The organism is Sphingomonas sp. S2M10 (assembly GCF_012650175.1).
Taxonomy (GTDB): domain Bacteria; phylum Pseudomonadota; class Alphaproteobacteria; order Sphingomonadales; family Sphingomonadaceae; genus Sphingomonas.
Window position 1 is genome coordinate 25,191 of the sequence record NZ_JAAILI010000022.1, and the last position, 12,988, is coordinate 38,178.

General features: G+C 66.5%; 14 protein-coding genes. 2 read left to right on the plus strand and 12 right to left on the minus strand.

What is annotated here, in order from left to right:
• Positions 1 to 61 precede the first annotated feature (61 nt).
• Positions 62 to 835, minus strand: a complete 774-nt coding sequence (gene pssA / locus S2M10_RS06135; RefSeq protein ID WP_168845439.1) for a CDP-diacylglycerol--serine O-phosphatidyltransferase — start codon at positions 833 to 835, stop codon at positions 62 to 64.
• A 62-nt stretch (positions 836 to 897) separates the two neighbouring features.
• The gene (locus S2M10_RS06140; protein ID WP_168845315.1) at positions 898 to 1,626 is read right to left on the minus strand and encodes a phosphatidylserine decarboxylase; all 729 of its coding nucleotides are present in this window, start codon (positions 1,624 to 1,626) and stop codon (positions 898 to 900) included.
• A 196-nt stretch (positions 1,627 to 1,822) separates the two neighbouring features.
• Between S2M10_RS06140 and S2M10_RS06145 the strand changes: the two genes are divergently transcribed.
• Positions 1,823 to 2,446 (plus strand): methyltransferase domain-containing protein, encoded by a 624-nt coding sequence (locus S2M10_RS06145; protein WP_168845316.1) that lies wholly within the window; start codon positions 1,823 to 1,825, stop codon positions 2,444 to 2,446.
• Between the two features lie 100 nt (positions 2,447 to 2,546).
• On the opposite strand, the gene manD is transcribed toward S2M10_RS06145, so the two are convergent.
• From manD to S2M10_RS06170, 5 genes are all read right to left on the minus strand, one after another.
• Positions 2,547 to 3,755 carry a D-mannonate dehydratase ManD gene (manD, locus tag S2M10_RS06150; RefSeq protein ID WP_168845317.1) on the minus strand — a complete coding sequence of 403 codons (1,209 nt, stop codon included), beginning with the start codon at positions 3,753 to 3,755 and terminating at the stop codon, positions 2,547 to 2,549.
• Positions 3,756 to 3,914: 159 nt separating this feature from the next.
• Positions 3,915 to 4,712, minus strand: a complete 798-nt coding sequence (locus S2M10_RS06155) for an SDR family NAD(P)-dependent oxidoreductase (protein ID WP_168845318.1) — start codon at positions 4,710 to 4,712, stop codon at positions 3,915 to 3,917.
• Complete coding sequence (locus S2M10_RS06160; protein ID WP_168845319.1) at positions 4,709 to 5,725, minus strand: phosphotransferase family protein; 1,017 nt, start codon at positions 5,723 to 5,725, stop codon at positions 4,709 to 4,711. Before S2M10_RS06160 ends, S2M10_RS06155 begins: the two co-directional genes overlap by 4 nt.
• Positions 5,722 to 6,807 carry a Zn-dependent alcohol dehydrogenase gene (locus tag S2M10_RS06165; RefSeq protein WP_168845320.1) on the minus strand — a complete coding sequence of 362 codons (1,086 nt, stop codon included), beginning with the start codon at positions 6,805 to 6,807 and terminating at the stop codon, positions 5,722 to 5,724. Before S2M10_RS06165 ends, S2M10_RS06160 begins: the two co-directional genes overlap by 4 nt.
• An 11-nt stretch (positions 6,808 to 6,818) precedes the next feature.
• Entirely contained in the window at positions 6,819 to 8,102 is a 1,284-nt protein-coding gene (locus S2M10_RS06170; protein WP_168845321.1) for an acyl-CoA dehydrogenase family protein, read from the minus strand.
• Between the two features lie 140 nt (positions 8,103 to 8,242).
• On the opposite strand from S2M10_RS06170, the gene S2M10_RS06175 reads away from it, so the two are divergent.
• Positions 8,243 to 9,478 (plus strand): TetR/AcrR family transcriptional regulator, encoded by a 1,236-nt coding sequence (locus S2M10_RS06175; protein ID WP_168845322.1) that lies wholly within the window; start codon positions 8,243 to 8,245, stop codon positions 9,476 to 9,478.
• A 9-nt stretch (positions 9,479 to 9,487) separates the two neighbouring features.
• Here S2M10_RS06175 and S2M10_RS06180 read toward each other — a convergent pair whose 3' ends face one another.
• Genes S2M10_RS06180 through cyoC form a run of 5 tightly spaced genes read right to left on the minus strand, consistent with a single transcriptional unit; the run spans position 9,488 to position 12,984 of the window.
• Positions 9,488 to 10,015, minus strand: a complete 528-nt coding sequence (locus tag S2M10_RS06180; protein ID WP_168845323.1) for a response regulator transcription factor — start codon at positions 10,013 to 10,015, stop codon at positions 9,488 to 9,490.
• A complete protein-coding gene (locus tag S2M10_RS06185; protein ID WP_168845324.1) occupies positions 10,012 to 11,283 on the minus strand; it encodes an ATP-binding protein in 1,272 nt (423 codons plus the stop codon). Before S2M10_RS06185 ends, S2M10_RS06180 begins: the two co-directional genes overlap by 4 nt.
• Entirely contained in the window at positions 11,280 to 11,945 is a 666-nt protein-coding gene (locus S2M10_RS06190) for an SURF1 family protein (protein WP_168845325.1), read from the minus strand. Before S2M10_RS06190 ends, S2M10_RS06185 begins: the two co-directional genes overlap by 4 nt.
• A gap of 23 nt (positions 11,946 to 11,968) precedes the next feature.
• On the minus strand, positions 11,969 to 12,361 hold the full coding sequence (gene cyoD, locus S2M10_RS06195; RefSeq protein WP_168845326.1) for a cytochrome o ubiquinol oxidase subunit IV: 393 nt from the start codon (positions 12,359 to 12,361) through the stop codon (positions 11,969 to 11,971).
• Entirely contained in the window at positions 12,358 to 12,984 is a 627-nt protein-coding gene (cyoC, locus tag S2M10_RS06200; RefSeq protein WP_066718886.1) for a cytochrome o ubiquinol oxidase subunit III, read from the minus strand. Before cyoC ends, cyoD begins: the two co-directional genes overlap by 4 nt.
• Positions 12,985 to 12,988: the final 4 nt, after the last annotated feature.

A 12,988-nucleotide genomic window follows, 5' to 3' on the forward strand; every position in this document is an offset into this window, starting at 1 on the left:
GAACTGTTCGGCATGGCGCGACCGGTTGCGCTTCCCGCTCCGTCACCGCGCCTGTCGCGCGTCAGCGTGCGGTCGGTTCCGGCGCGGATGCCGCGTCCCCGCCCGCAACGCGCAGCCGCCTGATCCGGCGATAGGAACGAACGCTGAACGGAATGCTGGCAAGATAGGCAATCGCGACGATCGCCAACGTCGTCCACGGCGCGGACACCAAGGCCGCAGCGAGCGCGACCAGCACGGCGATCGCCTCGAAGCGGACATTCTGGCGCAGGCGGATCTTCGGGCCGAAGGTCGCGACGCTGGAGACCATCAGGATCGCAATCAGCACCGTCCATCCGGCGATGATCGGAGGCTCGCGCGTGAGCGGTTCGCCGGTCCACAACCATAGATACACGGGCGTGAGCGCAAGCGCGGCCCCGGCAGGCGCTGGAACGCCGGTGAGAAAGCCGGCAGACTTGTGCGGCTGCTCGACAAGGTCGATCTGCGCGTTGAACCGTGCCAGTCGCAGTGCACAGAACAGTGCATGGAGCAGCGCGACGAGCCAGCCGAAGCGGCCAAGCGCCTGGAGCGACCAGAGATAGAGGATCAGCGCAGGGGCGACGCCGAACGAGATCGCATCGGACAGGCTGTCCAGTTCGGCCCCGAACCGGCTCTCGGCGCGCACGAGCCGGGCGATGCGACCGTCGATGCCGTCCAGCACCGCGGCTGCAAGCACCATCAGCACCGCCGCCTCCCAGTTGCCCAGGATGGCGAAGCGGATGCCGGTGAGGCCGGAGCACAAGGCGAGCGCCGTGACCGCATTGGGCAGCACCGCGCGCAGCGGAATGCCGCGCGGCAGTGCCGGTCCACGTCCTAGGCCACGCCCCCCCAACCCGCGCCGGGTGCGCGGGTGTCGATCGGTCATTGCGCCACCCCGGTGGCGTTCTGGATGTTGCGGCGGGCGATGATCGTCTCGCCGGCGATGGTGCGCTGGCCCAGAATTACCTGGGCGCCATATGCCTCGGGAAGGAACACGTCGACGCGACTGCCGAAGCGGATCAGGCCGATGCGCTGGCCGGCAACCACCATGTCGCCCGGCTTGACGAAGGCGACGATGCGCCGCGCGACCAGGCCGGCGATCTGGGTGAAGCCGATGCGCAGTCCGTCGCGGTCCTCGACCACCATGTGCTGGCGCTCATTCTCGTCGCTCGCCTTGTCGAGATCGGCGTTCATGAACTTGCCGGAAATGTAGATCACGTGGCGGATGGTGCCGGTGATCGGCGTACGGTTCACATGGACGTCGAACACGCTCATGAAGATCGACACGCGCACCATCGGCTCGGTGCCGAGGGCGTGCGGGCCGGCAAGCTCGGGCGGCAGCGGTACCCGCTGGATCATGGTGACGAGGCCGTCGGCGGGGGCGACCAGCACCCCGTCCTCGACCGGCGTCACCCGCACGGGATCACGGAAGAAGGCGGCGACGCCAAGCGTCAGGAACAGGAGCGGCCAGGTGAGGACGTCCCACACCCACAGGCTGGCGAGCGCGAACGCGGCGGCGATCAGCACATATTTGCGGCCTTCGGGGTGGATATCGGGGAAACGCCACTTTACCGTCGAGGTACCGACCGGGGGCTTATCAAGCGATGTCATGCGCGATGGTGTACTCGCCCGGCCTCGGATTTCCTAGATGCTCCGGCGCTCCGGGAAAATGCGGGGCAACAAAGCGCCTGTCCGGCGTTGTTGCCTTGCTCAGCATCCGGATCCTTTTCGACGAGGGTCGCTTGCATATCTGGCGGATTTTGCGCAACCGATGTCGCAGAAGCGTCATATTTTCGTAAGGAAGCCAATGCCCCCTTCGACCGCCACCGCAAAACGCCGGAGCGCCCGTCGCACCCGCCCGGCCGGTGTGCCCTCGCCGACAATGTTCTTCCTGCAGCAATTCCTCAAGCGCCCGGTGATGGTCGGCGCGGTCGCCCAATCGTCGGGCCGGCTGATTCGCCGCATGCTGAGCAAGGTCGATTGGGCGAACACCAAGCTGTTCGTCGAATATGGTCCCGGCGTCGGCACGTTCAGCCGCCCGATCCTTGAGCGCCTCGGTGCCGACGGCAAGCTGATCGTGATCGATACCAACCCCGATTTCATCCGCTATCTGCGCCAGACGATCGACGATCCGCGCTTCGTGGCGGTGCTTGGATCGGCGGCCGACGTTCAGAAGATCGTGCGCGACAACGGATTTGCGCATGCCGACTATATTGCCTCGGGGCTGCCCTTCTCGACGCTGCCCGACGGTATCGGTGATGCGATCGCAAGGGCGACGCGCGAGATCCTGCGCCCGGGCGGTGCGTTCCTGGTATATCAGTACAACCCCAATGTGCAGAACTTCCTGACACCGCATTGGGATCATATCGAGCACGAGATGGAGTGGTGGAACATCCCGCCGGCCCAGCTTTGGTGGGCATGGAAAGACTGAGCCTTTCGACGCCACACCAAAAAAGGCGACCAGGCGCTTGCCTGGCCGCCTTTTTCTTGGTCCGCGCGGCGGAGCGGCGGCAGCGCCACCCCGGCCCGGATCACCAGTTCCACATCGTCCCATCTTCGAGGCGGGCGACCGGCAGATAGGCCGGCTTGTACGGATATTTGGCCGCGAGATCCTCGTCGATGTCGACGCCGTGGCCGGGCGCCTCACCGCAGAACAGATAGCCCTTGTCGAAATGATAGTCGTGCGGGAACACCGCGTCGGTTTCGTCGGAGTGCCGCATATATTCCTGGATGCCGAAGTTCGGGACCCAGGTGTCGAAATGGAGCGCGCAGCCCATCGTGACGGGTGAGAGATCGGTGGCGCCGTGGCAGCCGGTGCGAACCTGGTACAGGCTGGCGAGATCGGCCAGGCGGCGCAGATGGGTCAGTCCGCCGGCACCCACCACGGTCGCGCGCAGATAATCGATCAGCTGGTTCTGGATCAGGTCCTTGGCGTCCCAGATCGTGTTGAAGATCTCGCCCACCGCCAGCGGGGTGACAGTGTGCTGGCGGATCAGCTTGAACGCTTCCTGGTTCTCGGCCGGAGTCACGTCCTCCAGCCAGAAGAGTTGATAGGGCTCGAGCATCTTGCCGAGATTTGCGGCTTCCTGCGGCGTGTAGCGGTGATGGCCGTCGTGCAGCAGGTGATGGTCGAAGCCATAGGTCGCGCGCAGCTTCTCGAACAGCTTGGGCACATAGTTGAGCGCCTTGCGCGTATCCCAGCCGGTGACGGAGGGCAGCGCCGCATCGGCGGGCTCGTAATACATGGTGCCGCGACCCACGCCATATGCATCCTTGATGCCCGGTACGCCGGTCTGCGCGCGGATCGCCTTGTAGCCGAGATCGATATATTTGCCGACTGCGTCCACGGTCTGCTCGATGTCGGCGCCATTGGCATGGCCATAGACCATCACGCCGTCCCGGCTGCGGCCGCCGAGCAACTGGTAGACCGGCATGCCAGCCATCTTGCCCTTGATGTCCCACAGCGCCATGTCGACCGCGGCGATGGCCCGCATCGTCACCGGACCCCGCCGCCAATAGGCACCCCGATAGAGATATTGCCAGATGTCCTCGATCCGGCGCGGATCCATGCCGATCAGGCAGGGGATGACGTGATCCTCGAGATACGAGACCACCGCAAGCTCACGACCGTTGAGCGTACCGTCGCCAATTCCGTACACGCCTTGATCCGTGTGGATCTTCAGGGTCACGAAATTGCGACCGGGACAGGTTACGATCACCTTCGCCGAGACGATCTTCATCGAGCTACCTCAATAGGCTGGTTGTTGCCTCTGGCCTGACCAATAGCAGCGCTTCTGTCAAGAGCCGCGCGATTGGCCAGACCTCCGGAACTTACCCTATCGACAGCTTTCTAAGCTTTTATCAACGCCGCACTTCCTGCGGCGCTTCGCGCAGCGCGGTTAGAAGGCAGGCTTGCCGAACGCCTGCCGGACGACCGGATGGCTGCTGCTGAGCCCGCCATCGACCGCGATCGCCTGCCCATTGATGTAGCTTGCCGCATCGGATGCGAGAAACAACGCCACCTCGGCGATTTCCTCCGGCCGCCCCGCCCGGCGCAGCGGATTGAGCTGACCGAGCTTCTCCTCCTTGCCCTGTTCGCGCGCATAGTCGAACGCGCGCTGCGTCATGCCCGTCTCGATCAGCCCTGGACAAATCGCGTTAACCCGCACGCCGGAGGTGGCGAGTTGCTGCGCCGCGGTCTGCACCAGGCTGATGACGCCCGCCTTGGAGGCGGAATAGGGCGTCCCGCCCGCCCCGGAGCGCAGGCCGGCGACGCTGGCCGTGCACAGGATTGCGCCGCCGCCCCTCTCGACGATGCGCGGCGCCGCATGCTTGATGGCAAGCGCGGGACCGATCAGATTCACTCGCAGAACCTCTGCCCAAAGCTCTGCGCTTGCGTCAAGAATCCCGGCGGTGCCGCCGGAAATGCCGGCATTGGCGTAGAAGATGTCAATCCCGCCGAAGCGCTCGCAGGCTGTCTCGACGAGACGCTCGACATCGGCCTCTTCCCCAGCATCCAGCGTGACCGCCAGCGAGTGCGGCAATCCTGCCACGCTGTCGTGGACGTCCGGAGAACGATCCGCCGCGACGACGGTGGCGCCCTGCGTCGCGAAGGCGCGGACCGTCGCGCGCCCGATTCCCGACGCGGCACCAGTCACCACAGCGACCTTGCCCGTGAAGCGCGCCCCGTCGCTCATGCCCCTGCCCTTTGCGCGAAATGCCATGCTGCCGCCGCCAGCCCGGGCAGGCGCGCCACCGTGCTTGCAGCCTGGGCGCTCGAGGCATTGCCGTCGAGCATCCGCTTCTTGATCCCCTGAACGATGCCGGTGAGGCGGAAAAGATTATAGGCGAAATACCAGTCGAGGTCCGGAACCCCCTCGCGTCCCGTCGCCGCGCAGTAGCGCGCCACCATCGCCTCGATTGTCGGAATGCCGGTATGCGGACCCGCGAGCCCCTTCACACCGGAGCGCCCCTCCGGTTCGGTCACCCAATTCATCAGGAAATAGGAAAAATCGGCCAACGGATCGCCCAGCGTCGACAATTCCCAGTCAAGCACCGCCAGCACCTGCGGACGATCATCGGCGAAGATCATGTTATCGATGCGATAATCGCCATGGACGATGCTGACCTGCGTCTGCGGCGGCACCGTGCGCGGCAGGAAGGCGATCAGCGCCTCCACCTCGGGTAGATCGTCGGTCTGGCTGGCACGATACTGGCGGGTCCAGCGCTCGACCTGACGGGCAAAGTAGTTGCCGGGCTTGCCATAATCGCTCAGTCCCACGGATTCCGGCTCGATCCGGTGGAGCGCGGCCAGCGTATCGACGATCGCCTCGTAGATCGCCGTTCGCTCGGCGGGGGCCATGCCGGGCAGCGAGCCGTCCCACAAGGTTCGCCCATCGACCAATTCCATCAGATAGAAGGGCGCGCCGATCACCTGGCGATCCTCGCACAGCGCATAGGGCCGCGCGACCGGAAAGCCGGCAGGATGCAGTGCGGCGATCAGCCGATATTCGCGTTCCACCGCATGCGCCGAAGGCAGGATCGTGCCAAACGGCTTGCGGCGAAGCACATAGTTGCCGCTTTCGTTTTCAACGCGGTACGTAGGATTGCTCTGCCCACCTGGGAACTTGGCGACCGCCACTTTCCCGGTAAACCCGGGCACGTTCGCCGCTGCCCAGGCGGCAAGCCGGGTCTCGTCGAGGTCGCTCATGCGAATTCGATCACCGAGCGGACGCTGGTGCCCTGGCGCAACTTGTCGAGCGCGTCGTTGACCTGCGGCAGTCTAATCCGGTCGGCCACCATGGTATCCAGGTCCAGCCGCCCTTCGAGATAATGCTGCACCAGTCGGGGCATGTCGATCGGAAAGCGCGTGCTGCCGAGCAGCGACCCCTGGATCCGCTTGCCGGTGAGGAAGCTGGGTCCCGGCAGGCTCACCGACTGCCCCGGCGCGATCATGCCGAGGATCGTCGCGGTGCCGCCGCGCCGCAGGATCTGCCAGGCAAGTTCGGCAGTGGCGGGCCGCCCGACGGCTTCGATCGCATAATGGACCCCGCCGCCGCTGGTTGCCAGGATCTGCTTCGCCACGCCGTCGGCCATCGGGTCGAAGCTGTGGGTGGCGCCCATCTTCTCGGCGAGCGCGCGCTTCTCGGGCACCGGATCGAGCGCAAGGATCTGCCCGGCGCCGGCGATCTTGGCGGCGTTGATCGCGGCAAGGCCGATCCCGCCCGCGCCGATCACCGCCACGCTCTCGCCGGGACGCAGCCGACTGTCGTTGAAGATCGAGCCCGCGCCGGTGATCACCGCGCAGCCGAGCAGCGCCGCGCGATCCAGCGGCATCTCCTTGCTGATCGCGACACACGCATTCTCGTGCACCAGCATCATCTCGGCGAAGGCGGAAAGGTTGAGAAACGGCGCCAGCGGGGTGCCGCCCGCGAGCTTCAGCCGGGGCTCGACGTCCGGCGGGCGCCGCGTCGAGGGATCAACGCAGAGCGAGGGCCGTCCCGTCACGCACATTTCGCAGGCGCCGCAGAATACGGTGAGGAAGGTGACGACATGGTCGCCGGGCCGGAGGTGCGCGACGTCCGATCCCACCGCCTCCACTATGCCTGCCGCCTCATGGCCCGGCACGGTCGGGACCGGGTGTGGAAAGGCACCGTCGACGAAATGAAGGTCGGAGCGGCATACGCCGACCGCCGCGGTGCGGATCAGCACCTCGCGCGGGCCCGGTTTGGAAACCACCACCTCCTCCAGGACGAGCGGCGTCTTGGCTTCGAACAGGACGGCTGCTTTCATGCCTATCCCTCCTAGCGGCTGGCGCCGAGGTCGCCGGACGACGCGCGATCCGCCTTGAGATCGGCATATTTCCCGAACTCCGCGCGGGCGATCGCGCGGGCATGGACCTCGTCCGGCCCGTCGGCGAGCCGCAGCGTACGGATGCCGCCCCAATTGTACGCGAGGTCCAAATCGTCGCTTACCCCTGCCCCGCCATGCGCCTGGATGGCGTCGTCGAGGATCTGCAGCGCCATCGCCGGCGCCTGCACCTTGATCATCGCGATCTCGAGCTGCGCGGCCTTGTTGCCCGCCTTGTCCATCATGTCGGCGGCCTTGAGGCAGAGCAGCCGCGTCATCTCGATGTCGATCCGCGCACGCGCGACGCGCTGCTCCCAGATCGAATGGTCGGCGATGCGCTTGCCAAAGGCGACGCGGCTGACGAGGCGCTTGGCCATCGCCCCGATCGCCTCTTCCGCCACGCCGATGGTGCGCATGCAGTGATGGATCCGGCCGGGCCCGAGCCGGCCTTGCGCGATCTCGAACCCCCGCCCTTCGCCGAGCAGCAGATTCTCCGCCGGCACGCGCACGTCGCGCAGCACGATCTCGGCATGGCCGTGCGGCGCGTGGTCATACCCGAACACCGAAAGCATCCGCTCGATGGTCACGCCGGGGGTGTCGAGCGGCACCAGGATCATGCTCTGCTGGGCGTGCTTGGCGGCGCCGAAATCGGTCTTGCCCATCAGGATGGCGATCTTGCAGCGCGGATCGCCCGCGCCCGAGGACCACCATTTGCGCCCGTTGATCACATAATGATCGCCGTCGCGCTCGATCCGCGTCTCGATATTCGTCGCATCGGACGAGGCGACTGCGGGCTCGGTCATCAGGAAGGCCGAGCGGATCTCGCCCTGCATCAGCGGTGCCAGCCAGGCGTCCTTCTGGTCGCGCGTGCCGTAACGGTGGAGCACTTCCATGTTACCGGTATCGGGCGCCGAGCAGTTGAACACCTCCGACGCCCAGCCAACCCGACCCATCTCCTCCGCGCACAGTGCATATTCCAGATTGGTGAGCTGCTCGCCCTCGAACACGAAGCTGTCGTCGACATGGGGACGGCCGGACTGGGGCGGCATGAAGAAATTCCAGAGGCCTGCGGCCTTGGCGCGCGCCTTCACCGCCTCCAGCACCGGATTGACCGCCCAGCGATCCCCCGCGGCGGCTGCCGCACGATACTCGGCCTCGCGCGGCCGGATCTCGGCGTCGATGAAGGCCTTCACCCGGTCGCGGAAATGGGTTTCGCGCGCGTTCAGCGTGAAGTCCATGGCATCGCTCTCCTGTCATTCGTTGCCCCGAGCCTAGCCCGTACCCGATATTCGGTAAAGGGTCGCCGCCGATCAAAATCACGACATACCCATATCAAAAAACCGTTTTGGCGCGCGGCGGAAACGGCTAAGCTGGCGCGATGCAATCGCCGCCCAAGATCGAGACCACCAACACAAAACGGTTCCAGGCTAAGCGCGACGCCATTCTCGCCGCCGCCGCCGCCGCGATCAACGAACAGAGCGCGAAGGGCATGACCTTCGCCGACGTCGCGCGGCGCGTCGGGCTCAACACCACCTCGGTCACCTATTATTTCAAGCGCAAGGAAGACCTGGCGGCCGCTGCCTTCGAGCAGACGCTCGCCTGGCTGCACGACATTCTCGACCAGGCACTCGCCGAACCCACCCCGGAGGCGCGCGTCGCCCGCTTTCTCGCCATCAACATGGAGCGGCTGGCGCGGATCGGCCGCGGCGAGGAACAGGCCGTGGCGATGCTGTCCGACCTGCGCGCGATGGAGGAGCCGCTCAAGGGCAAGCTGCTCACCGGCTGGCGCAACGTGTTCCGCAAGACGCGCAGTCTGTGGGGCGGCGACGGCAGCCGCGCCGAGACCGATTTGCACGGCGCCCGCGCGCATGTGCTGCTCGAGAACAGCTTCTGGCTCAACGCTTGGATCACCCGCTACGAGATCGACGAATATCCCCGCGTCGAGGCGCGGCTGATGGACGTCTTCCGCCATGGCATCGCCGCGCCGGGACAGACCTGGGCGCCCGAACTGTTCGAGCTGGTCCATGACGAGCCCGAGCCGGGCCGCGAGGCGTTCCTGCTGGCTGCCACCCGGCTGATCAACGAGCTCGGCTATCGCGGCGCCTCGGTGCAGCGCATCGCCTCCGAGCTCAACGTCACCAAGGGCAGCTTCTACCATCATCTCGATGCCAAGGATGACTTGGTCATCGCCTGCTACAAGCGCAGCTTCGACATCCTCGCCGATGCGCAGCGGCTGGCCGCGGGCCATGCCGGCAGCCAGTGGCAGCGGATCGAGAGCACGCTGGCGACGCTGCTCGACTATCAGTTCTCCGAGCGCGGCCCGCTGCTGCGCACCACCGCGCTGTCCGGCCTGCCCCCACACGTCCGCAACACCATGCTCGACCGCTCGAACCGGATCGCGCGGCGCTTCGCCGGCATGCTTTCCGACGGTATCGCCGAGGGGACGATCCGGCCGATCGACCCGCTGGTCGCCAGCCAGGCGCTGATGGCGCTGCAGAATGCCGCGTTCGACATGCGGAAATGGGCGGGTACCATGCCGCGCGAGCGGGCGGTGGCCTTCTATGCCTCCACCCTCGCCTATGGCCTGTTCGACGATCGCGTGCTGACCGCCTGAGGCGCGCCGTCAGAGGTGCTTCTTGTCCAGCTTGCGGGCCAGCGTGCGGCGGTGCAGCCCCAGCCGCCGCGCCGCTTCGGAGAGGTTGTAGTTGGTATCCGCCAGCGTCTGGTGGATATGCTCCCATTCCAGCGTCTTGATCGAGGTCGGCCGCGCCTTGAGCTCGGTATCGACATCGCCGTCGACGCGATCGAACGCGGCTTCGATATCGTCGGTATTGGCCGGCTTCATCAGATAGTTGGTCGCGCCCAGCTTCACCGCCTCGACCGCGGTGCTGATGCTGGCGAAGCCGGTGAGCACGACGATCCGCATCGTCGGGTCGATCTCGTGCAGCTGCTTGACGCAGACCAGCCCCGAACTGCCGCCGAGCCGCAGATCGACGACGGCGCGATCGGGCGCGAACGTCCGGGCGACGCCCTCGAGATCCTCGGGCCCGTTGCGGACTTCCACCAGATAGCCGCGCCGCTCGAACGAGCGCCCCAGGGTGCGGGCGAACACCGCATCATCCTCGACGATCAACAGCTTGTGCGCGGTCATTCGCTTTCTTCCTCCAGGGCGAGCGCCGCCTCCGGCACTCGCAGCAACACCTCGGCGCCACCGGTCTCGCAGTTGCGGGCAGTGAGCGTGCCGCCCAAGGTCCGTAGCACATTGTGGGTAAGGAACAGCCCGAGACCGGCGCCCTGCCGCCCCTTGCTGCTGTTATAGGGGTCCCCGATCCGCGGCAGGATCTCGGCCGGGAAGCCGCGCCCGTCGTCGCGGACGGACAGGACCAGCGCCTCCTCCTGCTGGGAGACCGAAACCCGTATGCGAGTCGCCCCCGCCTCCACCGCATTGTCGAGCAGGTTGACGATCGACTGGCCGAGCGCACGGTCGGCGACGATCGGCAGATCGCTGCCCAGGCGATAGTCGAGGATCACGCTGTCGTTGCGCGGCCAGCTCTCCACCAGCCCGGTGACGAAGCGGCGCAGCGTGGTGCGCTCGGGCGCCTCGCCGCTGATCTCGCCGGCCGCGAACAGGATGCCGGCGACGATCGCCTTGCAGCGCGCCACCTCCGCCTGCATGTCCGCGACCTCGGCGCTGAGCTGAGGGTCCCGCGCGATCTTCCGGTCCGCCCGCCAATCGCCCAGCGCGACCGAGATCGAGGCGAGCGGCGTGCCCAGCTCGTGCGCGGCCCCGCTGGCGAGCAGGCCCATGCGGACGATATGCTCCTCTTCCGCCGCGCGCTGGCGCAGCTCGGCGAGGCGCGCGTCGCGATCGCGCAAGTTGCGGGCAATGCGGGTGACGAACTGGACGATCAGCGTCGCCGTCAGCGTGTAGTTGAACCACAAGGCGAAGAGGAACGGCCCCGACAGCGAGGTCGCGAGCATCGGCGGCAATGGCAGCGGACGATGCACCACCGCGAGAAAGGCGAAGGCGGCGCTGGTGAGGAGGACCAACGCCCAGCTGGAGGCGGTCTCGAGCAGCACCGCGCCCAGCACCACCTGCAGCAGATAGAGCGAAACGAACGGGTTGGTCGCGCCGCCGCTGAGATAGAGCAGCATGGTGAGGCAGCTCACATCCACCAGCAGCCCGGCCATCACCTGCGCATTGGTGGCGGGGCGCAGCGCACGAGCCGGATACATCGCCAGGTTGAGCGAGACCAGCACCCCCACCGTGGCGAGCATCGGCACCAGCGGCAGCCGCACGCCGAACAGGAGGTGGACGCCGAGGATCGTGGTCAGCTGACCCAGCACCGCCAGCCAGCGCAGCTGCACCAGCAGCAGCAGGTTGCGGCGGGCGGCTTCCTCCGGCGTCGCCGTGGTCATGCGTCTCCGCGCCCGCGCCACGCCCGCCAGGCGAACCAGGCGGTCAGCAGGGCCAGGCCGAACCAGGTCAGCGCATAGACGAGATGGTTGTTGGTGAAGCGAACCACGGTCATCCCGCCGCGCGGCCAGCCGTCGCCGCTGCGATCGGCATCGATGAAATAGGGCGCGAGCTGCGGCAGCCCCTGCCCCATCGCCTGGACGTCACGCGAATACCAGCGGTTGGCGGCGGGATCGTTGGCGCGGAGGAAGCCGCCCTTGGGTTCGCTCAGGCGCAGCAGGCCGGAGATGCTGATCGGTTTGGTCCCGACCCTATTGCAGTCGGGCAGCGCCCGGCCTTCCGGCAGGAAGCCGCGATTGACGAAGACGGTGAAGCCGCGTGCGGTAACCAGCGGGGTCATCACCCATTTGCCGGGCCCGAGTTCGGTAACGGCCTGGGCCAGCCGGGTGCGGCAGGAAAGGAAGGTGCCGGTCACGCGGACGCGGCGATAGCTCGCGTCGCTCTTCACGCCGGACCATTCTGCGGGCCCGGGGGCGGGAACCGGCGCCGTGGCCAGTCCCCGCTCTACCCGGTCGATCAAGGCCAGCTTCCAGGCGCGCCGCTCGACCTGCCAGATGCCGAGGCCGAGGAGGATGGCGATCAGCGGCAGAAGCGCGATCGCCATCCCGTTGCGGGAAGCCGGCCGGCTCACATGCCGGCGCCGGAAGCCATCCCGGGCATCATGTTGAGGTTCATGTTGTACATCACCCACAGCGAGCCCGCGAGCACGATGACGATGATGATCGCGGTGAACACCAGTGCCATCAGGGTCCAGCCCTGCTCCGACTTGCTGTTCATGTGGAGGAAATAGACCATGTGGACGACGATCTGCACCATCGCCAGCCCTGCGCACATCGCCACCGCCACGCGGGTGTCGGCGATCCAGCCGCCCATCACGATCGCGAACGGGATCGCGGTGAGGACGACCGAAAGCAGGAAGCCGGTGATGTAGCCGCTACGGGTGGAGTGCGGCGCATCATGGCCATGATCGTGGCCGTGACCATGGTCATGGCCGGCGTGGCTCTGGGGGTGCGCGCTCATCGCATGGCTCCAAACAGATAGACGAAGGTGAACACGCCGATCCAGATCACGTCGAGGAAGTGCCAGAACAGCGACAGGCACTGCAGACGACGGACATTGGCCGGGATCAGGCCCTTGCGGCCGATCTGCACCATCAGGGTGAACAGCCAGATCAGGCCGAAGGTGACGTGCAGGCCGTGAGTGCCCACCAGGGTGAAGAAGGACGAGAGGAACGCCGAGCGCCAGGGACCGGCGCCCTCATGGATCAGCTCCGAGAACTCGTAGAGCTCGATGCCGAGAAAGGCGGCGCCGAACAGCGCGGTGAGCAGCAGCCAGGCCTGCACCGCGCCCTTGCGCTGTTCCTGCATCGCGATCATCGCGAAGCCATAGGTGATCGACGAGAACAGCAGCATCGCCGTGTTCACCGCCACCAGCGGCAGCTTGAACAGTTCGTGGGAAGTCGGCCCTCCCGCGAAGCTGGTGCCATAGACGCCCCAAGCCGCGAAGAGCATCGCGAAGATGAGGCAGTCGCTCATCAGGTACATCCAGAAGCCGAGCAGCGTGCTGCCGCCCGGTTCGTGATGCTCCTCCTCGAGCTGGTAGAAGACGGGCGTGTCGCCCGTCGGTACGGTCGTCGCGCTCATCGCG

Coding starts and splice junctions, on each gene's coding strand:
- S2M10_RS06140 (WP_168845315.1), bottom strand. CDS start 1,626: ATGACATCGCTTGATAAGCCCCCGGTCGGTACCTCGACGGTAAAGTGG.
- S2M10_RS06145 (WP_168845316.1), top strand. CDS start 1,823: ATGCCCCCTTCGACCGCCACCGCAAAACGCCGGAGCGCCCGTCGCACC.
- manD (WP_168845317.1), bottom strand. CDS start 3,755: ATGAAGATCGTCTCGGCGAAGGTGATCGTAACCTGTCCCGGTCGCAAT.
- S2M10_RS06155 (WP_168845318.1), bottom strand. CDS start 4,712: ATGAGCGACGGGGCGCGCTTCACGGGCAAGGTCGCTGTGGTGACTGGT.
- S2M10_RS06160 (WP_168845319.1), bottom strand. CDS start 5,725: ATGAGCGACCTCGACGAGACCCGGCTTGCCGCCTGGGCAGCGGCGAAC.
- S2M10_RS06165 (WP_168845320.1), bottom strand. CDS start 6,807: ATGAAAGCAGCCGTCCTGTTCGAAGCCAAGACGCCGCTCGTCCTGGAG.
- S2M10_RS06170 (WP_168845321.1), bottom strand. CDS start 8,102: ATGGACTTCACGCTGAACGCGCGCGAAACCCATTTCCGCGACCGGGTG.
- S2M10_RS06175 (WP_168845322.1), top strand. CDS start 8,243: ATGCAATCGCCGCCCAAGATCGAGACCACCAACACAAAACGGTTCCAG.
- S2M10_RS06180 (WP_168845323.1), bottom strand. CDS start 10,015: ATGACCGCGCACAAGCTGTTGATCGTCGAGGATGATGCGGTGTTCGCC.
- S2M10_RS06185 (WP_168845324.1), bottom strand. CDS start 11,283: ATGACCACGGCGACGCCGGAGGAAGCCGCCCGCCGCAACCTGCTGCTG.
- S2M10_RS06190 (WP_168845325.1), bottom strand. CDS start 11,945: ATGGCGATCGCGCTTCTGCCGCTGATCGCCATCCTCCTCGGCCTCGGC.
- cyoD (WP_168845326.1), bottom strand. CDS start 12,361: ATGAGCGCGCACCCCCAGAGCCACGCCGGCCATGACCATGGTCACGGC.
- cyoC (WP_066718886.1), bottom strand. CDS start 12,984: ATGAGCGCGACGACCGTACCGACGGGCGACACGCCCGTCTTCTACCAG.